The organism is Amycolatopsis tucumanensis, assembly GCF_021654135.1.
GTDB lineage: Bacteria > Actinomycetota > Actinomycetes > Mycobacteriales > Pseudonocardiaceae > Amycolatopsis_E > Amycolatopsis_E tucumanensis.
The window spans coordinates 39,221-61,781 of the sequence record NZ_JAKGSD010000014.1 but is presented as its reverse complement, the minus strand read 5'-3'; the positions used below and the strand labels follow the sequence as shown (position 1 = coordinate 61,781).

Below are 22,561 nucleotides of genomic sequence, written 5' to 3'. Positions count from 1 at the left end.
CAAGTGGTTCGCCCGCACCCGCGAAGAGCGGGCTTCCGACGGCGCGCGGCAGATCGTCGCCTGGGTGCCGCGCGGCCGCCCGGTCCTGACCGCACCCGGACCCGGGCCGGTGTTCACCGCCGGGGCGGACATCGCGCGCACCGTGCCGGACGGCGAGTTCGCCCAGGTCTTGTTGGAGGACCTGCCGCCGGCGGTGTTCACCGGGCCGGCGATCGCGGCGGTGGCGAACGGGATGTCGGCTGTGCGCACGGACGGCACGCTGACGATCACGGGTGGCGTCCGGGTCGCTCCGCACCTGCCCGATCTGATGCGCGCGCTGATCGCTTCGGGGGCCGTCTCGATCACCGCGACCGGGGATGTGGGCGTTGCGATCACGGCCCGCAAGGGCGGCCCCGCCATCGAACAGCTCGACGGCCGACCCAGCCGGTTCGCCGAGGGCCAGGACCCCGATTACGCGCGGGTGTACACCGAAGCGGTGCGGCGCCTCGAAGCGGCAGGAGCGGCGAACGTGGACGCCCCGGCCGAGCTGCGGGACGCGCTGGCGCACGCGCGCGAGCGGCTCGCCGCCCACACCGCGACGGGACGGCGCCCTGGCCCGATCGAGCTGCGCCTGGACCACTGGAACCACCGGGACCTGACGAGCGAGACGCTCGCCCAGCTGGCTGAGGCACTGCCGGCGGGGTCGACCGTCCACATCAGCACGTCCGCCGCCGCTCCGGTGGCCGTGATCCGGACGATCCTGGACACCGCGGGTGTCCAGGTCACCCTGGAGACGAGCACCGACAAGGCCGTCCTCCGCGGATACGCCCGGTCGCCGATGGACGTGCCGCTCCAGGGCGCCCCCGCGCCGGAGCCGGGTGAGCGGCCGGACGGCATCGCCGGGTTCTTCCCGCACCGCGGACAATGGGCGCCGGACATCGAGCAGACGGTGCGCGGCTGGTTCCCCTACATCGACCTGACCAGCCGGGAGGTCCGGCTCGCCGACTTGGCCACCGTCAGCGCCGCCGGCCGGGACACCGTCACGCTGACCTTCGCGATCGGCCGCGGCAACGCGGACGACGCGACGTTGCAGGTGCGCCTGCACCGCGAGCCGGACGGCCGGATGTGGGCCGAGCACCGCAACCCGGACTCTCCTGATGCTCGCCGGTACTCGGAGCGAACCTCGCAGGTGAACCAGATTCTGGTGGCGAACTACCGCGAGGCCGGTCTCACCCATCTCCTGCACGAGGTGAGCGGGCACCGTGGCGTCGACCTCGCCAAGGCCGGGTACGGCTGGCACCCGGGGAAGCGCGGCAGGCAGGACGCCGCGCGGGCACTGGCACACCTGCGCGAGCAGCGCGACGCGATGGCCCGAGCGCTCGGGCAGGGCAGCCCGTTCCAGACCGAGCACGGCCCGCTGCACGCCGACCGGCTGCGGCTCGCGGTACGGGATGCCGACACCGTGCTGCTCCGGGCAGCAGAGCACGAGTTCGGCACCACCGGATTCCCGTCTCCGAACGACGTCGTCGAGGTGGGTGCACCGGTCCTGCTGCACGGTTACACCGATCCCTGGCCGGGCGAGGACGTCCTGCGCGCCGCAGGCACGTGGGCCGCGTTCCAGGACCTGTCCCGGGACGACGGTGGTGACGATCCGGGCACCGCGCCGGGTCCGCGGCCGGCGCCGTCCGGACAGCTGGTGGTCGACGACGCCACCGCCGACGCCGTGCGATCGACACGCGGGGAGCCCGCCCCGGAGATCGTGCTGCGCGGCGTCCGGCCGGAGCCGGCGACCGGTGGCGTCGCCGAGGTCGTCGGCGCGGCCTGGCGCTCGCTGCGTCACGACGGACGTCTCGTGGTCGAGGTCGAACGCGGCGCTCCCGTGGCGGAGATCCGCGCCGCCCTGGAGTGGTACTTCGGTGAGATCGGCGCCGAGATCGACGACTGGGGCGACGGACGTCTCGTCGGCTGGGCGAAGCGCGCACGGCCGGTGGACCCGGACATCCCGGCCGGGAACCGGCTTGTGATCGGGGGCGATCGCGCGCCCGGCACGCCGCCCCCGGGCCCGGGCGACCTCGCGGTGAACACCGACGCCGTGACCCAGCCTGATGCCGCGGCGAACCCGCTGCCCGTGGGTGAGTTCGACGCCGTCCACTTCGAGGGTGTGCAGATCGACGCCTTCACCGGCCCGGCGATCGGGGCGCTGCCCAACGCCTTCGAGGCCGTGCCGGAGGGCGGCCGGGTGTCGATGGTCACGAGTGCGGACCTCGCGCCGCACGCCGGCGACCTGGTCGCCGCGGCGGTCTCGCTCGGCGCGACCGACCTGACGTTCACCGGCCTCTGGACCGACACCGTCGCGGTGCACATGGTCAAGGGTCCCTCCGACGCGTCCGGCTACGCCCAGGTCTACGCCACGGCGATCGACCGGATCGAAGCGGAGCTTTCGCGGAGCGACGACGCGCGGCTGCGGGCGATGCTCGAGCACGCCCACGCGGAGCACGCCCGGCACCAGGCGGCGGCCGCCGCGCAGACCGTGGAGCCGCGGCCGCCGGTGCGGCTGCGGATCGAACGGTGGGACCACGCGGACCTGACCGGTGAGGTCCTCCGCGCGGCAGGTGCGGCGCTGCCGGTCGGATCGACCGTGTCGATCACCACCGGCCGGAACGCCGACCGCGCCGTCATCGAGAACGCCCTGCGCGGCGCCGGCTTCGACCTCGATCACCTGCCCTCGCGTGCCATTACCGGCGTCAAGCGGTTCGAGCCGGGCGCCCATGGCTGGGCCGCCGACGACCAGGGCCGCCGGGACGCCGCGGAGGTCGTGGAGCTGTTGCGGGAACGGCGCGCCGTCGTGACCGACCTGCTCGCCCGCGTCGAGGGCGCCAAGCGCTGGGACACCGAGACGGTCAAGGACGTCGAGCGTCGCGTGCGGGGCCACCGGCTGACCCCTTCCGAGCTGCGGGGAGACCAGGACGCCGTACGCGCCCACCTGGCCGAGGTCCTGCGTGGTGAGGTCGCGCGGGCGGACGAGGTCCTCCGCCGCGCCGCCGAGCACCCGTTCGGCACGGAGCGCTTCCCGTCGCCCGCAGATATCGCGGCGGTGGGCGCCACCGGGCTGCTCGCGCTGGAGTTCGCCGCGGACGGGCGGTACGAGCAACCGCGGGCGCAGATGGACGAACCCGGGCTGCCGTGGCACGCCGAGACCCCGTGGACAGGGACGCTCGACGCACGGCGCTTGGACGAGGTGGCGGACTCGGCGCAGTACGACGAGATCGTCCTGGACCGGCTCGCCCGCGATCCGGTCACCGGCGGCATGGGCGCGGCCGCGGCCCGCGTGGCACGTCTGCTGTACAGCGACGGCCGCGTCGTGGTCGCCTTCGGCCCGGACACCGACGCGGACCTCATCGCGGAGGCGCGTGCGGCGTTCGGCGAGTGGTTCTTGCGCGTGCACGCGGAGACGTCGGATTCCGGCGACCGCCGGCTCGTCGCCGCGCTGCCGCGCGAGTTCCCCGCCGTGCCGCGAGCCGAGGGCCCGCGCCTGCTGGTCGGCGAGGCGTCCGCGTTGCCGGCCCCCGGCCCCGCCGATGTCGTCCTGTCCGCCCGGCATCTGACCTGGCCCGAGTCGCGACGGGACATCGCCCCCGCGGCCCCGGCACGCGGCTCCTTCGCCGAGGTCACGATCGACGGCCTGCAGGCGGTCTCGCACCCACCGTCCACGGGCGAGATCGTGGCCGCGTTCGAAGCCCTCCGCGACGGCGGCCTGTTCCGGGCACGGGCCGCCGAGCAGAGCGCCGTGACCTTCCCGGCGAGCAAGGTGCGCAACGAGGCAGGCGATCTCGTCGACCTCCTCGTCACCCTCGGCGCCACCGAGATCGTGCTGACCGGCGAGCCGGGGGTGACGGTGACCGCGCGCAAGGGCGCCACCGACGCGGCGGCTTACGTGGCGGCCTACACCGAGGCGGTCAAGCGTCTCTCCGCCCGGCCGAACGACCACACCTACGAGCTGCAGCACGCTCAGGAGCGGCTCGCGGTCCACCGGGCCGAGGCCGCCGGCGCCCCGGCCGCCACCCGTGACCCGGTAACCGTCCACATGGAACACTGGCCGACCCGGCAGCTCAGCTGGTACCAGCTGGAGAAGCTCGGCGCCACGCTGCCTCCGGGATCGGAGGTGCGGATCACCACCGGCACGCGCGACCTGGACCCGGCACCGCCCGCGCGGCGAGGGCGGCTGGAGATCACCACGTCACGTGAGGACGGCCGGGTCGTGATCTCCGCTCGCGTCGTGGACACGAGCGCCGGTGAAGTGCTGGCCCCCGCGATGCAGTCCGTGCGTGCCGGCCTGCCGCGCGTCAGGATCGACGAGGAGGGCAGCGGCCGCGTCCGGTTCCACGTCGGCAGCGTTCCGGCCGAGGTGGTCATCGGGGACGACGGCGAACTCGGCGGCGCCAGGTCCGCGTCGAGACTGGAACCAGGCGGCCGGGGTGGCCCCGCGATCCGGATCGCGGTCGCGGCGGGACTGACCCCGGAAGTGACCGCGCGGGAGATCGCCTTCCAGATCGGCAAGTCCCGTCACGAACTGGAGGAACTGCCCGCGGAGCGGCTGTTCCGCGGATTGCGGCGGCGCAAGCTCCCGGTTCCGTCGGCTGAGGTGGTCGGCCGGCTGGCCGTGCTCGAGGTCATGGCCCAGCAGCGTGCCGGCCGTCAGCTCACCACGCTGGCCGACATGCTCGCGCTCGAGGACGAGATCCGGCGGGCGTTGCCGGCGGGACTCGACTTCGAGCAGGTCAAGCTGGAGCGGCTGAGCACGCGAACCCGCGAGATGCTGGCCGAGCGGCCCGTGCCGCGGCCACCCGCGCCGACCGAGGTGGCCCCGTGGAACGTGCGGCGCGTCGAGCGCGGGTTCACCTTCAACCGGTTCGATCCGGCGTGGCAGGGCGCCGAAATCCCCGCCGTGCCGGCCCGCCCGACGCCGTCGGTGCCGTTCGACGTCCTGCGGGAGACCGTCGAGCACGCGGACAACGCCTACGCGCTGCTGGGCCGGGACCTCGACCTGCCCGCGCTGCACCGCACCTTCGGTGACCTCCTGCCGCAGGCCGTGCGGGCCGCGCACATCCACGGCGCCGAGTACCTGACCCAGCTGGCGCAGCGCTGGCCGGATGACCTGGGCACCGGGCTGACCGCGGCGCTCAACGCGACTCCGCCGCAGGTGGTTGCGCGGTCGATCGCGGACGCCGCGCCCTGGTTCGGTTTCCGCGCGGACGACACGGCGGCCTTCACCGAGTGGCTGGAGCGGGCCGGCATCCCCGCCGACCTGACGCAGGCGGACCTGCTGCGGCTGCGGGAGGTCGCCGCGCTGATGGTGCTGGGCGACCACTTCGTCACTGCCGCGCAGCGCCGCCAGTTCGCGGAAGCCGACCCCACCGCCATCGGCGACGCGTTCCACAGCCTGCCCGACGGGCTGACCGCGCACGCGCTGCTCCCCGGCTCGGACGCCGACTTCGTGCCGGCCGCGCTCGCCGAGATCGAGCGCCTCCCGCGCGCTCGCCAGGCGGAACTCAGCCGCGACGCGGACGCCATGCTGCACCGCTTCTTCTCCGGCGGAAGCGGCGGCGCCGAGGTGTCCCCAGCGGTGCGCGACCGCATCCGGGCGGCGCTGCACGCCCACGGCGCGACCTTCGCCGCCTGGCTCACCGGGCAGATCCCGGGCGCCGCCGTCACCCACGGGTACGCGCAAATGGACGTGGCCGCCGAGCTGACCGCGCTCGTGCCCGCCACCCCCGCGGCGCCGGTGACCGAGCCGGACTTCCGCGACGACCGCCAGGTGCGGGCCCGGCTGCAGGACCTGCTCACGCTCGTCGACGCCCACCAGCGCGGATCCGGCGGGCTGGTGCAGGCGGAACAGCGGCTCCGGGAGGCCGCCGAGGAAGGGCCGGCCGCCGCGATCGCGCTCGCCGACGAACTCGCGGAACCGATGACGAAGCTGCTGGAAGCCATCGGGGAGCGCGTCAACGAGCTGCGGGGCCAGGTGGCCGAGCTGGCCCGGCGGCACGAACCGGGAGAGAGCCGCGCCGAAGTCGCCCTCACCCGCCGGTACCAGCGCCTGACCGGGGCCCTCGACCTGGTGCGGACGCGCTGGGAGGACCAGCAGGAGCAGCTGACCTTCGCGCACACCGCGCTCGACGGGCTCACGGCGTGGACCGAACTCGCCGAAGAGGCGCGGGCCGCGGAAGCCGCGAACGGGCCGCTGCCGGTGCTGGGCGGCGAAACGGTGACGCCGGCTCTCGCGGACCTGTACGCGCGCGAGGCCGCACGCGAGCTGGAGACCGAGCTCCGGCGCGTCGACGAGCTGCGCAGGCCGTTCGAGGTCGCACTCGGCGAACTGGTCCGGGAAACCGAGTCCCTGGAGCAGATCCACGAGGAGCACCCCCGCCTCGCCGCGCACGGCGAGGACATCGACCCGGCCGAGGACCGGTCCAGGGTCTTCCGCGCGGACGTCGAAGGACTCGGGCGGCAGACGGCATCGACCGTGGCCGAGCGGGATCTGGCGGCCATCGAGCACCTGGTCGAACTGCTCGGCCAGCACGACGCGATCGTGCGGGCCCTGCGCGAGCAGGGTCACGAGGGCCGTCGCGCGGCGGACTTCGCCGCGCTGGCCCAGCACGCCGACCCGGCGCTCCGCCAGCTGGGGGCGGAGCTGGCGGCGGTCGAGGAGGAGCTCCGGCGCCTCGTCAGCGGCGACGCCGCCGCCACCGACCACGGGCTGGGCCTCAGCGTCGCGCTCGCCCGCAGCGACCACCGGTTCAAGCTGATCGAAGAGGTCATGATCAGCCACCGCCGGTTCCGTGGCCGCGTGCGTCCCGCCGGGGTGCGGTTGCTCGCGCAGCTCGCCCAGGCGGACGAGCACCCCGCGGGCGCCTGGGCCGCCGTCATGAAGGAGGTCCTGCAGGGCACCTTCGGCAACTCCGAGGTCAAGGGCGTCTTCGGCGATCGGCTCTACAACATCAAGCTGACGCAGGTCAACGAGTTCCCGATCAAGGGCCTGTACGTGCCGGTCGAGGAGCAGGCGCCGCCGGACATGGTGGCCGTCGGCGAGCCGTCGTTCCACAACATCGTCAAGGTCGTGTGGTACTCGGGCACGGACAAGACCCGCGGCGGGCGCGTCTTCCGGTCCGGCTTCACCATGCAGATCAACGTCGGTCCCACCGCCGAGCAGATTCGCGCCGGCGATCACCCGCTGGCGGAGCAGTTCCGCTTCCACGGCAAGGCGGCCTGGATCGAGCAGAACCACCCCGGTGAACGCATCGAGAGCGAAGCCGACCTCGCGAAGTTCATCAGCCGGCTCGGGCACGACCCGACGGCGGGCCTCGACCTACCGCTGCCAGCGCTGATCCCGGTCTACTGGGTCGAGGGCGGGCAGCTGGTCGTCGCCGTCCGGCCGGACGCCGACCCGGAGGCGGCCAAGGAGGCCCTGCACCGGTTGGTGCTGCGGGAGGTCGCCGCCTTCCGGTCGCAGAACCCGTCGGCGGGCATCGAGGCGCGGACCACGATGCTGGCGCAGGGCGGCAACCTCATCGGCATCGTGGTCGGCACCGCCGCGGGGCTGCTCTCCGGTCTGGGCGTGAGCGCGCTGTACCTGCTGGGCCGGTTGTTCTACTTCGCGTGGGCCGGGTTGTTCGCCCCGTGGTCCTACGTCACGGCGACGGGCAAGCAGACCGAGGCCGCCAACGAGATGCGGCGGCAGCGCGCGTTCATGATGCGCGGTGGCATCGGCCCGACCGCCGACTCGCTCGAGGAGGGCAAGCACGAGGCCGCCGAGGAGCTGCGCCCGATGGCCGACCTGGCCGCCGTCCGCAGCGTCCCGGAGACCGCCCCGCCGAGCAAGCCGGAGCCGCTCACCGGGAACGAGGCGGCCGACTTCCAGAACAAGCTCAGCACCGTCGGTGGCGAGATCGCCCAGCAGCTCGTGGACAACGACTTCCCGCGGACTCACCTGCGCGGCCGGGAAGATCTGATCGAGACGTTCGCGAAGCTGACCGACGTGCGCTGGTCCGACGAGCGCATCGCCCACCGCGACGCCGGCACCGTGGCCGTGCAGGACGCCGGCACGCTGATGTTCACGATGCCGACCGGGGAGCACGTCAAGGTCTCGCTCGAGGTCGGCCGGTTCGACCGGTCGTACCAGCTGCTCAAGGGCGGCGACGTGCCCTCCACCGAGCTGCGGTACTGGATCGGCATCTCGCCCGACGTATACCGCGCCGGCGACGCCGCGATCCGCGCGGCGGTCTCCGAGCAGCTGGTCGACGTGGTCATCAAGGCGGGACAGCTGTGGCTCCAGCCGCCGCTGCGGTCCCTGATCACTGAGCTGTACGGGACCTACCCCCTGGAGGTCCTGATCACCGCCGGGTTCGCCGCCGCGACGGGCGGCTGGAACATGCTCGGGTCCTCGATCGGCTCCAGCGCCGGTGGCCGCGGCGGCATGGTGAGCTCGCGCTACCTGAACTTCAAGTACCTGGCGCTGGCCCGGAAGCTGTGGGAGGACGCGGTCCGGGAACGCCAGGGCTTCAAGGCGCTGGTCGGCACGGGCGCGCGGACGGCGATGGCCGAGGATTCCCTGCGGCTCATGGGTTCCGCGGCCGAGCTGAACCGGAAGCTCGGCGCCGAGATCCGCCGCTTCCTGCCCGCCAGTCAGGCGGATCCCGAGTACGTGCCCGACGATCCGGGGCGGATGCTCCACGAGGGCGCCATCCAGATGCGGGACCGCATCCGCACCCGGCCGGGAATCGAGGACGCCCGGCTGCTCACCGCCGACGAAGTCCGCGCGGAACAGGCCGTCGCCGCGCACAAGAGCGCCGTCGAGGCCGCCGCCAAGGCCAAGGCGGCGGCGGAGAAGGCCGCCAAGGCCGTGAAGGAGGCCGCCGCGGATGAGGTCGCGGAGAAGACCGCGGCGGCCGAGCGGGCCCGGGCCGCCCAGCGGGACGCCGAAGAAGCGGTCAAGACCACGAAGGCCGCGTCCGAGGAGGCGGCCAGGGTGGCGGAAGAGGCCAGGCGCGTGTCGGTCGAGCGGGAGCGACGGCTGATCGAGCTGGCCGAGACGATCGCGGCCGGCCGCGGAACGCCCGAGGACGAGCGGGCCGCGGCGGAGCTGGCCGGGGAAATCAGGTTCGAGCAGGCCGAGGCGCTGGAGGCCGGTGGCGGGTCGTTCACGCTCGTCGCGCTGGCGAAGGGCCGGATGCGGACCCCGAAGATCCCCGCGGAGATCCGGCTCCGGATCGGGGTCAGCGCCGAACTGCCCGTGCCGACCATGCCCGCGGTCACTCGGGCGGGCGTGTACAAGCGCGAGCGGACCGACGTCCGCGAGTTCAACGTGCTGCTCCCGGCTCAGTGGACGACGGGCGACACCCGGCTGCCCGCCGCCGAGCTCACGGAGTGGATGCACCGGGAGGCCGACGACCTCGTCGAGCGGGAGCGCTTCCTGCACCCGCGGTCGATGGGACAGCTGGGCAGCGCGGCCGGCGGCAAGGCGGCGGGCAGCGGCGGGATGAGCGTCGCTCTGAGCCTGCAGCAGGACAACATCCCCGCCGCGGGCCAGACCGTCACCGACGTCATCCAGAAAACGCTCGACGGAATCATGCGGATGGTCACCGGCCGCAGCGGGTTCGAGCGCCTGTCGATCCGGATGCAGAAGGAGGTCAGCCCGCTCATCGCGACCCCGCGGGCGATGGACGACCTCGCGTGGATGACGGCCCGCGAAATCCGCCGGGAGGAGGAGAACCTGCGGGAGGTGCTGGCGTCCTACGCCGACCACCCCGAGTTCGGGGCCAAGGCACGGGAGATCCTGGCGCGCCGGGACGCCGAGTTCGCGGAGCCCGAGTCGCTGATCTCGAAGCTGGACGAGATGATCGAGAGCGGCGAGCTCACCCGCCGCATCGAGCACCTGGCCATGGCGCGCCGGATGGGCCGCGGCGAACTCGTGCTCTACATCGACAAGGTCCGCCATCCCGGGCCGTGGGAGCTGGGCGCCAAGGCACAGGGCGCGCACCGCCAGCAACTGATCTTCCGGTTCCAGGCCGGCGTGCCCGGCGCCCCCACCCACCTCGTGGTCAACAGCTACGACTCCGCCTACCTGATCAAGGGCGAGGACCCGGAGACCGCGGTCCAGCTGATGGCCCTCCTCGTCAAGGCCGCGCACCTGGGGTACACGGGTGTGCCCGGGATGCTCGACCTGATGTACGGCGACCTGGCCACCGGCAACGTCCCGAACCTCCTCGCCCGGCTGCTCACCGCGTGGATCGGGCCGGCGACGAACCTCTTCCACGCCGCCATGCAGGTGCTGACCGCGAAGGTGTCGGTCCTGTTCAACGTCCTGTCGGCGGGCTGGAACCGCCGCGGCGAGTTCCTGACGCTGGAGCAGAACCGGTTGCGCTACGGCTACGACGGCGCCGTGATGGGCGAGGACCGCAACCAGCTCGCTCACTACGCGACCCGGCAGATCACCGATCACCTGCGCCGCCGCCAGCTCGACTTCCTGGAGTTCGCGGAGGTGGCCGGCTTCTACAGCCCGAAGACGATCGAGATCATGCGCGACGTCTTCGCCGAGGGCGCGCGCCCGCTCGCCGAGGTGTTCGTGCACCACGGCGTCCGGGCCGACCAGCTGCCCGACGGCTGGACGTGGGCGGACCTCGACCAGCACGTGCGCGACAACCAGCCGCCCGCGCTCGCCGAGCGCGAAGCTGCTGAGCTGCTGGCGCTGATCGAGGACGAGATGCGGGAGCAGGGCGTGCACCCGGCCGACCGCGATCGCGCGCACCAGGAGCTGCGGGAGAAGTGGGGCGAGACGGTCATCGCCCTGGCCATGGCCAAGGCCCAGGACGGCGCCGGCCTCGCGGGGAACTACAACACCAACGTCATGGTCCGGACCGGGTTCGGGAAGGTGATCGTCCGCGTCCCGGCCGCCGACGCGACCTACATGGACCTCCGGATCTGGCACGAGGCGGACCTGTACCAGGCGATGGCCCCGGCCGCCCGGAACGCGTTCGTGTCGAACGCCGCTCGCATGTGGCAGTCGCTCGGCGGCAGTCAGGTCCACGCGTTCGAAGACGGTCGGCTCCTCGCTACGGACGAGGCCGCACCCGATCACCTGCTCGACGGCATCGCGGCGCTGCTCGCCGAGGCCAGCCACGCCGTGGCCGCCGAGCTGCCGATGCTTCCGGCCGGCTGGCCGGCCAGCGGGGACACGGCGGGCTTCGCGCGCCGGCTGTCCGACATGACCGAGACGGTGCACGACCAGGTTGCCGACGAGCACGGCGCCTTGCTGGACGCGTTCGGCGTGCCGGACGATCCGCTCGCGGTGGTGCGCGACAGCTGGCAGGAGCTGACTCGGCGCCGGTTCGGCCTGGTGCACATGGACCTGCACCGGGGCAACATCCTCGTCCGCGAGAACGACATCGCCGTGCTGGACTGGGAACTGGCGCTGTACGGCGACCCGGTCGCCGACCTCGCGAACCACCTCTACTACATGGGCTACTCCGACGCCGAACACGCGAAGCTGATGGAGCGCTGGACCCGGTTGATGCCCGCCGAGGCCATCGCCGGGTGGGAGGAGGACCTGCCGCGCTACCAGAACCACGCCTGGATCAAGTCGGCCCTCGTTGACACCGCGCGGGTCGCGGAGGCCTTCGCCGACACGGCGACCACCGACGCGCGCAAGGACGTGCTGGTCGCCGACCTCACGGCGAAACTGAACAAGGCGCACGAGCTGTGGGGCACCGGTCGCCGGTTCAGCGAACCCGCGGTGCGTGCGCTCATCGAGGAGCACACCGGCGGCACCACCGCGGTCACCGAGCTGCCGGAGCTGCCGTCCGGCCCGCTGGAGGTCTCGCCGGAGACGGTTCGCTGGGTCGCCGCGCGGGCGGGTCTCGACGCGACCGGTGTCGAAATCGGGATGGTGCAGGACGCCGAGCTGGCCCGGACGATGCGGGAGGAGGGCCAGAAGGGTGTCACGCCGACGCACCTGAACGGCAGGGCGATCTGGCTGATGCCGGAGGCGTTCGAGTCGGTCGAGACGCTGGTCCGAGTGCTGGCCCACGAGCTGGCGCACGCCGCGCAGCTGCGCGCGGGGGTCGTGCCCACCAAGCCGCTGGTCGACGCGCTGGAGCGCAATGCCGAGGCGCACGCGGATGCCGCCGTGGACCGCCTGCACGGCCGCCCGTCGCGGCCGCCGGTCGCCGAGCCGGACCAGCTGCCCGATCCGGGCGACGGCGAGCCGGTGAAGTACCTGTTCCACGGCGGGCGTCCCGCGCCGTCGGAGGACTTCGCGGCCGACCGGTCGGTGCGGGCGCAGCTCGACGAGATGATCACGCTCGCCGAGGCGCACCAGCGCGGGTGGGCAGCGCTGGCCGCGGTTCCCGCACGGGCGGACGACCCGATCGCGGCAATGCAGCGCGCCGAGGAACTGGCGGCCCCGATGATCGGCCTGCTGGACTCGATCGGTGCGCGCGCCGAGCGGTTGTCGCGCGAGGTCGCCGAGCTGGTGGCGCGGCGCGAGACCGGTGCGAGCGAGGCCGACCTCGCGCTCACCGAGCGGTACCGGCGGCTCGCCGGCCTGCTGGAGCAGATCCGAACCGCCCGGGACGACCACCAGGCGCAACTGGAACGCGCCGCGGTCGCGCTGGCGCAGCACACGTTGTGGGGCCAGGTCGTCGAGCAGGAGCGGGCGAGCGGCCGGCCGCAGCCGGACGGCGCCTCGGCGACCATTGCCGAGCAGCGCGCCGAAGCCGCGCGGTCGCGCCTGGAACGCGAGCTCCAGCGCGCCGAGGAGCTGCACGTCCCGTTCGCCGCCGCCCTGTCGGAACTCGCCGGGGAAAACCAGGCGCTCGACCGGGTGTACGCGGAACACCCGCGTCTCGTCGCGCACGGCGAGGACATCGACCCGGACCAGGACGCGCCCCGGGCGCTGCGCCCCGACCCTGTCGGCACCAGCGGCAAGCTGACGGTGGCGGGACTGTCCGAACGCGACCTCGCCGCCGTCCAGCGGTTGTTCGACCTCGCCGAGCACCACCAGCGGATCGTGCGGTCCCTGACCGCGCAGGATCTGTCCGGCGCGAGGGCTCGCGACTTCGCGGACAACTCCGACCCGGCGGTGCGGCAGGCGGCGGCCGAGCTCCGAACCCTGGAGGACGAGCTCAAGCGCCTGGTGAGTGGTGACGCGGCGGGCCAGGACCACGGTCTCGGGCTGAACAAGGCGATCAGTCGCAGCGACGCGAGGTTCAACCTCCTCGAGGACGTCCTGCTGACGCACCCCCGCTTCCGCGGCCGGAGCACCGACGCCTTCGCGATGCTCAAACTGCTCGCGCAGTTGCGCACCGCGGAGGAGCACCCCGCGCCTGGGTTCGCGCACTGGCTGTCCAGCCTGCGCGAGAAGGGCCTCGGGTTCCCGGGCGCCAAGGGCGTGCTGGACGACCGGATCTACCACGTGTCGGTGACGCAGACCGACCAGTTCCCGGTCGCGTCGCTGTACACCCCCGTGCACGAGCAGGAACCGCCCGACCGGCTCGCCGCCGTCGAGCGGTCCTACCACAACGTCGACAAGGTCGACTGGTGGTCGGGCACCGAAGACTCGCGGGGCGGCCGGCTGCCCCGCGCCGGGTTCACCCTGCAGTCCATCGTGGGGCCCTCGCTCGCCGAGATCGAGGCGGGGACGCACCCGCTGGCCGCCGAGTTCCGGTTGCGCAGGAAGGCCGACTGGATCGAGGACCGGTTCGGGGTGACCATCTCCACCGCGGAGGACCTCGAGGAGTTCGTCCGGGAGCACGGCACCGACCCCACCGACGGCGTGAACCTGCCGATGCCGGCGGCGGTGCCGGTGCGGTGGGTCCACGCGGCCCAGTCGGTCGTCGCGGTGCGGCCGGACGCCACCCGCGCGGAAGCCGACGACGCCCGGGACCGGATCCTGGAGGCACAGGTCTCCGCCTACCGGTCGGAGCTGCCCGACGCCGCGGTGCAGATCCGAGCCGCGCTCATGGCGCAGCTCGGCGGTGGTGCGGGTGTGGCCGCCGGGACGCTCGCGTCCCTGCTGGCCGGCCAGGGGCTCAGCACCGTGTTCCTCGTCGGCCGCGGGGTCTACCTCGGCTGGTCCGTCGTCCTCGGCCCGGTCGCGGACTACATCGCGTACGCCAACCTGATCAACGCGCTGATGGACTTCGCGCTCCAGGACGCGGCCCTCATGCGCGGCGGCATCGGCCCCACCGCGACTTCGATCGCCGAGGGTGCACGCGAAGCCGCCACGGCGCTGCAGCCTCTGGCCGAACTCACCGGCAACCGGATGCCGGACGTGCCCCCGGCCGAGCTGCCCGCCCGGCTGACCACCGCGGAACTCGCCGAGTTCCAGGAACTGGTCGGGCAGGCCGGCGCGGAGATCGCGGCGCAGCTGGCGGCGGGCGAGTTCCCGGAAACCTACCTGTACAGCACCGATCTGCAGCGGACGTTCGAGCGGATGCGGTCGGCGCGCTGGGAGGACGAGCGGATCGCCGCGCGGGACGCGGGCAAGCAGTCCGTCCGGGACGCCGGCACGCTCGTGCTGGAGCTGCCGAGCGGCGAGACGCTGAAGGTCTCGCTGGTGGTGGGAGGTCTCGAGCGCTCGTACCAGATCCTCAAGGGCGGGCACGTGCCCACGCTGGAGCAGCGCTACTGGATCGGCGTCTCGCCCAACACCTACTCCGCCGGGCCCGACGCCATCCGGGCCGCCGTGTCCGAGCAGCTGGTCGACGTCGTGGTCAAGGGCGAGCAGATGTGGATCCAGCCCAGCCTGGCGACCCTGGCGAAGGAGCACTTCGCGACGTTGCCGATGGAAGCCGCGATCACCACCGCCTTCAACCTCGCCGCGGGCAGCCCGGAGCTGATCGCACCGCTGGTCGCGGGCAGCGGCGGAGCCCGCGGCGGCGTGGTGAAGGCACGGCACCGCAACTGGCTGGACCTGATGCTCGCGTACAAGCTGTGGGAGGACGGCGTCCGGGCGCAGCAGGGGTTCCAGGAGATCATCGGCGTCGGCGCCAAGATCCAGGCGGCGGACACGGCGCTGCGGTTGATGGACGCTGCGCACGGGATCGTCCGGGGCGTGCGCGCGGAGATCGACGCGCACCTGCCCGCGGAAGCCGCGCGGCCACTGGCGCCCGCTGAGCCGGCCGCGCTGATCGCACAGGCGGCCGGGGAGATGGTCCTCCGTGCCGCGAGCCACCCCGGGGTGAAGGCTGTCCGGTTCCTGACCGCGGAGGAGATCGCGGCCGAAAAGGCGGCAGCCGCGCACGAGGCGGCCAAGAACGCGGTCGCCGCCGCGGAGGAGGCCGGCGAGGCGGAGCTCGCCGCGGCCCGGGCGGAGGCGGCAGCGGCGGAGCGCGTCGCCCGCGAGACGGCGGTGGCAGCGGCGGAACAGGCGAAGCGGAAGGCCGCGGGCGAAGCGTTCACCGAGGAGGAGATCGCCGCGGCGATCCGCGAGGGTGACGGGCTGACGGTGATCATCACTGCCAAACCGCGCCCGCACACTCCCAAGCTGCCGGGCGAGCTGCGGATCACGATCGGTGTCTCCGACGAGCTGCCCACCACGGCCGCGCCGATGACGAGCCACACCGGCATCTACAAGCGGGGCGCGACCGACGTCCGGGAGTTCCTCACGTACCTGCCCGCGCAGTGGGCGGGCACCCTGCCCGCGGACGACCTGGCGCGGTTGGTCCACCGGCAGATCGACGACCTCCTCATGCGCGAGCGCTACCTGCATCGCAGGAGCAGCAGGCAGCTCGCCGCCGCCGCGTTCGGGCAGGCCGCGGGCAGTGGCGCGGTGAACGCCGCGGTCAGCCTCGAACAGGGCAACACCGCGGCCGCCGGGCAGTCGGCCGCGGAGGCCGCCCAGCGGACCGCGGACGGCGCCATGAGGTTCGTGACCACCCGCGCCACCGTCGAGCGGTTCGCGGTCAAGGTGCGCAAGGAAATGCCCGGCGCCGGTGCCACGCCGCGGGCGATGGACGACGTGGCGTGGGCGACCGCCACCGAGGCGCAGGCGGCGGAAACCCGCCTCCGGGCACTGCTCACCGCCCACCTCGACGACGCGGTCCTGGGCGCGAAGGCGCGGGAGATCCTCGACCGGCGCGGCCCCGAACCGGTCCCGCCCGGGACGTTGCTCGAAGAGATCCGCCGGATGCGCGAGACCGGTGAGCTGACGCGCCGCGTCCGGCACCTGGCCGACGCGGAGGACCGGGGCGACAACCAGCTGCTCCTGAAGGTCGACCGGCTGTCGCGGCCGGGCCCCAAGGAGCTGTTCGCCAAGCTGCGCGGCGCGCACCGGCAGCACCTGTTGTTCCAGTTCGTGCCCGGCGAGCCCGGCGGCGCGACGCGCGTGATCCGCAACTCCGTCGACTCGAGCTTCGTCGTCATCGGCGAGGACGTGGACGCCGCGCTGGACCTGATCTCCCGGATCACCGAGGTGTTCCACCGCGGCGCGTTCGGCATGCCGAGCGGGCGTGCGCTGCTGGTCAACGAGCTGGGACCAGGCAACCTCGGCAGCGCGATCAGCCGCGGCACCACCGAAGGGATGCGCCCGGACCCGAGGCCGCGCAACTTCGCCCTGCACGTGCTGGCGGGCGGCCTGTCCAGCTGGGCGAACCAGCTGGTGAACAAGTGGTTCGGGCGCGGGGATTTCATCGCACTCGACCTGTTCCGCCGCGGCTACGCCTACGACGGCGTGGTGATGTCGGCGGACCGCGACCAGCTCGCGCACTACCTCGCGCAGCGGATGGCCGAGTACAGCCGGCGCCAGGTGATCGACCTGCTGGAGTTCGCCGAGGAGGCGGGCTGGCACGAGCCGCAGACGGTGGCGCAGCTGCGCGAAGTCCTCGAGGACGGCACGCCGGCGGCCGAGGTGTTCGCGCGCCACGGTGTCAGCGCCGAGCAGCTGGAGGAGGGCTGGCGGTGGTCCGACCTCGACCGGCACGTGCGCGGCGCCGGGGCGCCGGCAGCGGAGGGGCACCAGAACGGGGAAGGAGACGGCGATGACGACGCTGCAGGTGACCAAGGTGGACGATCTGGCGGCGTTCCCGGGGATTCGGCTACTGGGGCCGGAGGACGGGGAGCCGATCGAACCGGGGCTGACGCTGACCGACTCGGCGACTGGTCGCGTCTGGACGGTCCTGTCCGTGGAGTTCCCGACACCGCTGGCGCGCCGCAACGGGTGGACGACGGTGCTGCTGCGACGGACGGGGGAACCGGCGCCGGCCGTGGGGACGATGTTGAGCAACGAGTCCGGCACGACCGCGAGCAGCTCCACCTCGCACTGACCGCTCTCGCGCGGCTGCTGCCCGAGTTGCACCTGTCCCGGACGGACGGGGAGCTGCAAGCCCACCTGTCGGGCGTGCCGATCGTGGTGGACTACAGCGATGCCAGGACCCGGCGCGGTCCACGTCTGATGCCGGCGTTCGCCGGAAGTCCCGCCGGGCCGTCCGCCACCATCCGGCTCGAGCTGGACCCCGGCACCAGGCGGGATCAGGCCATGCTGGAGCTCGCCGGCCCGCTCGGCGAGGCGCGGCACGAACTGCGCCACGAGACCCGGCTCGAGCGGCTGCGTCGCGGCAGGTTGCGCGGCCCGGACGAGGCGACGGCCGTCGACGCCCCGCTGGCCGGACGGCTCCTCACCCTCGACGTGCTCGCGCTCCAGCAGGCCGAGGCCGTCGCCGAGCACGGGGACGCGGCAGTGAGGGGCGATCTGGCCGAGCAGGCCGGGGACGTCGTGATCGCGCTGCCCGAGGGCCGGGATTTCGACGCCATCGCCCAGGCGCACTTGCAGCCGCTGACCCGCGCTCTGCTCTCCGAGCAGGAAGACCTCCTCGACCTCGCCACCCGCGAGGAGCTGCGCCGGCTGACGACGGAGGAGCAGCGCAGCCTTCCGGAGCCGGAGTGGGCGGCGCACAACGTCGTCCGCGGCGAGGTCCGCGCAATCACGCGCGAATCGCCGTTCCCGCCGGCGCGTGCGTCGCGGGTGCTCGGTGAGCGCGGTGGCCTGGTGCCCTCGCCCGGCTCGCGGCTGGCGATGGCGCAGGCGGTGCTGAGCGAGGACGGCGAGCGCACCGCGGACGACCTGGCACGTGCGGTGCGGCTGCTCGCGCCGTGGCCGGCCGACCCGGCCGGGCCGCTGGCGCACGCCGACGCCGCGATGGTGCTCCACGACTACTGGATCGGCCTCGACATCGACGTCGCGGCGCGGCGGACGTTCGACGGGTTCGCCGACGGCGACCCCGGCAAGCCGCTGGGCAGCGAGCCGGTCGGCCGCATCGAGGACCGTGGTGGACGGTTCCAGCGCCTGGTCGACGTGCGTCGGTTGGATCCGGCTCAGCGGGCCGAGGCGATCGACGCCGCCTACCAGACAGTCGTAAACGCCCTGGCGCGCACCAGCGGCAACGCGTTCGCCTACGTCGTGGTGCACCGGGCAGGCGCCGAACCGCACGTCACCGCCATCGCCGCCCGCGACGGACAGTCACCGGTGTTCCTCGACCCCGCGCACGCCAGGTCCGCGTCCGAACCGTTGTACCGGCACGAGGACGGCGTGTACGCCCTCGACGTCATCGTTCACGGCGGACCGAGCAGGTCCGCGGCGGTGGCCGCCGCCGTGCCGATCAACGGCCTGGAGCTGTCCGAGCTCAGCTCCCGTCCGCCCACCCGGAGCTACCTGGAGGCGATCCCCCAGGCCGATCGCGGCGCCTGGAAGAGCCTGGCCGAGCAGATCCACGTCCTCGAGATGATCAACGACGATGTCGCGGCCCACCCCACGTCGTTCCCGCCCGAGGTCGCCGCTCTCTACAATTCGCTGGTCGACGACCGGCCTGCCCGGCTGCAGCTGCGGGCCCTCGCGCACACGACCGGCGACCCGGCCGCGTTCGCGATGGCGGTACGGAGCCTGCAGAGCACCGCCCGGTCGCAGGGAATCCCCGTCGCCGAGCTGCTCACCACGATGTGGGAACGCGAGCTCGGGGTTCTGCCCACCGACGTGGCCACCGCGACACCGCTGCGGTACCCGGCGAGCAAGATGTCCGACGAGGAGTGGATCTATCACGTCCTGAAACTGATCGACGCCGAGAAGCTGACCCCCGCCCAGCTGCTCCGCCTCGGCGAGGTACGGCCCGATCTGCTCGCCCTGCTGAACTCCACGCACGGCGCCGCGGACACCAGCGCCGAGGTCGACGCACCCTACGACGAGCCGGGCGGGCTGCGGCCGGTGATCGCCCGCGCCCTCGAGAAGGTTGCGGAGACTATCAGCGACGCGACCGGCGCGTTCCTGAAGAAGGTGCACCCGAAGAAGTGGGCCCACCTGTTGTGGCGGCCGGGGATCTCGGCGTTCGAGACGTTCCTCGCCGCCCGGTCGATCTACCACCTCGGCAGCCCCAAGCTCCCCGCGATGGCCGCCTTCCAGGGCATCCGCGACGGCGAGCCGTTCGGCTCCGAGCTGGGCGCCGCGGGCCGGGTGGAACAGGTCACCGGCGCGCGGTTCCGCACCTATCCCGGCCAGGATCCGGGCGTCGACGCGCCGAGCGCGATCGAGTTCGCCCTCCGGGACAAGCCCGGGGCGATCGCCGTGATGCTGCACCGGCTCACCGAGGATCCGCACGGGCCGCACGCCGGGGTCGTCGTGATCAACCACGAAGGCACGCTGTACTGGCTGACGGACGAGGTGATCAGCGGCAAGCGCGTGTCGCTGCGGCCGCCCACGATCCGGGAGGTCGCCGACCGGACCCGCGAACGCGCCACACGCATCGCGAACGCCGCACAGTCCGCCGTGGCGACCGTTGAGATCTACGCGAAGTACGGGATCGGCCCGCGGATCCGGCCCAGGCAGCTGCTGCCCCAGGAGCGCATGACACGCCGCCCTGACTACCCGACGCAGTACGGAACCGACGTGCTGGTGATCGACGGCGACGGCAAGCCGGTGCCGCTGCGCGGCACGACCCGCAGCCCGATCAGCCAGCTCCCCCCGACCGCCGAGTACGTCCGCGCGGCGCAGGACCACGAGCTCGCGGAGTGGGTCACCCGGGCCGTCGGGCTGGCCACGTCCGAGGTCCAGCCCGAGCAGCTGGGCGAGCTGGGCGAGGTCCACCGGACCTTGACCGATCCGCGGGCCCGGCGTCAGCTGGTCGCCTGGTTCCACGCGGTCAGCGGCGATCAGGCCCTGCTGCGGCGCGGCCTGGAGACCTTCCGCGCCCGCGCCGTCGACGCGAACCCGGACGTTCCCGCGGAGCAGGCTGTCGAGGAGGCGCTGGCGGCGGAGTGGGAGCGTGGTCTGGGGGCGCTACTCCCGGACGAGCTCTCCCCCGGCGCCGTGCGGTACGCCGCGCCGCGTGATCTGTCCGCCGGGGCCGAAGGGACGCCGCTGGAGCTGCCGGACGACGCGGTGCGGGCGTTCGCGAAACAGACTCCCGTGCTCGCCGAGCTCGTCCGGAAACATCACCTGCGCCGGCCCGTCGGCCAGGCGGTCGACCTGCGGCGCTACCAGCCGGCTGCGCGGGGCCGGATTCCGTCCGCCGAGCGGAGCAGCGTCGCGGACCCCGCCGTGCGGTTGGCTCAGGACCAGGCCGCTGCCCGGGCCGGCTACACCGCGGCCAACCAGGACAACGGCGAAGCCCTCGCGCTGCTGGCGGACCACGAGTTCTACTACACCCCGGACAAGAGCGGCATGGTGCTCGTGCACCGGGCGTTCGGCGAGCTGCTCGACTCCGTTCTCTCGCGTCAGGACCCGCGCCACCCGGCCAATCCGTATCCGCTGGTGTACCGGCCGATGATCCGGAGCGCGGAACAGCCGCACTGGCCGTGGCGTCGCGACGAACGGCCGTTCATGGAGACGCTCGACCCACGCCGGCTCGAGGCCGAGGGGAGCCGCACCGGTGTGGCTTACCAGGTGCTGCGGGCACTGGCCGGAGCGCGGCCGGAGATCATCCGGCAGCGCCTGGTGACGGAGATGCCCAGCACCGGTGATCACCTCGTCCGGTTGCACCTCCCCGACGGAGTGCGCGAGCTGGCCGTGCCGAACGAGTTTCAGATCCCGCCGTCGCCGTCCGCTCCCCGGTGGATGCTGGCCGTGGAGAACGCGCTCATCCACCAGGGTCTGATGGCCGCGCCGCGCTTCGGCAACGCCGACCACGTGCAGCGGGTGCTTGGGGCCGTGTCGGGCCTGGAGGTGACCCAGTCCCACCTGCCCGCCCTCCGCGCCACCGTCGCCGCGCTGGAGAACCTGCTCCCGGCGCTCGCCGACGCCAGGATGCCGCTGATGGCGACGATGCCGCAGGTCAAGCACGGGGTGTATGTGGCGGCCACGCCGGTGTGGGAAGACGGCGAGATCCGGCTGGACATCCCGGACCTGACCGTCCGGCCCACCATCGGAGTATTCGCCCGGATGCTCGAGCTCGGCGCGCCGCTGGTGCACGGGGTTCCGCCGCTGCCCGGGGAGGCGCCACCGCCGGTTCCGGGCGAGGCGCAGTCCGTTCCGCCGGTGCCGGCCAACGCCGACCCGGGCATCAACCCGGTCGCGCCACGCACGCGCCGCCGCGGCGAGGACTGGGCGGTGTGGAACCGCTTCGACGAAAACCTGCGCGGGGCGGATTCCGCCGGTGTTCCCGCTCCGGGCAAGGCGCAGGTCCACCAGGAAATCCTGAGCATCGTCAACGGCACGGACCGCGACAAGGCGGCGGAGTTCCTCCGCACCTACTGGCGGCAGATGGGTGCCGACGGCGTCTTCCCGCGCCTGAGCACCTCCGTCAAGTACCGCGGGGTGGAGGTCCCGGTGCTGCGACGTCTCGCCGACGGCCGGTTCGTCGTGCACGACACCGAGGCGCCGCCGGTGAAGTCGGAAACCATCGAGGGCAGCCGCAAGGTCGGCCGCCGCGACACGTTGCCGCCCGCGCGGCGCGCGGATGCGGACCTGCTCGCGGCCGGGCGGCCCGGCCTCCAGGAGTACCTGGCCGAGGCGAACGACGCGATCAAGGGCACGCACCGGCCGGACAGCCGGTTCACCACGCCGCTGGACAAGTTCGACCAGGCCGGGTTCAACGACCTGTCGAGCAACCACTGGAACAACAAGCTCGGCGACATCGCGGCCGAGCACGCGGTGCGCGACCTGCGCAAGGAGTACCGGGAGTCGGGCCGGGGCGACCTGCGGCCGGTCAAGGTCCCGGACCGGGGCGCCAACCACTTCGACTCCGTTTACCGCGACGGCAACGGCGACTACGTGATCGTGGAGGCGAAGGGCCCGAGCGCCGGGCTGAACGTCAACGGCGGCTACGAGCAGGGACACCCGCAGTACGTGCGCAACATCCTTGACGCGATGGAGAAGCGCGGCGGCTACGAGGGCCGCGTCGCCAGGGAGATGCGCGCCCAGCTCGACAGCGGCCGGCTGCGTTACTTCCGCGTCAATGCCGAGGTGGCCAAGGCCGACCTGAGCGAGTACACCGAGGACGAGCTCCGGGCCATGCCGGCCGCGGACCGCCCGGTCGACATCTACGCCGGGTACGTTCGCAAGGAGTTCGACCTGAGCATCACGACGACGAAGCCGGCGGTAACGTGA

Annotated in this window: 1 protein-coding gene (only partly in view); it reads left to right on the top strand. The window is 73.2% G+C overall.

Annotation, left to right across the window (positions count from 1 at the left end; translation table 11 throughout):
* Positions 1 to 22,561 carry the final stretch of a hypothetical protein gene (locus L2C96_RS16395; protein WP_237336811.1) on the top strand. 30,356 nt of this gene lie to the left of the window's left edge, so only the last 22,561 of its 52,917 coding nucleotides appear in the window; its start codon lies beyond the left edge, outside the window; the stop codon is at positions 22,559 to 22,561.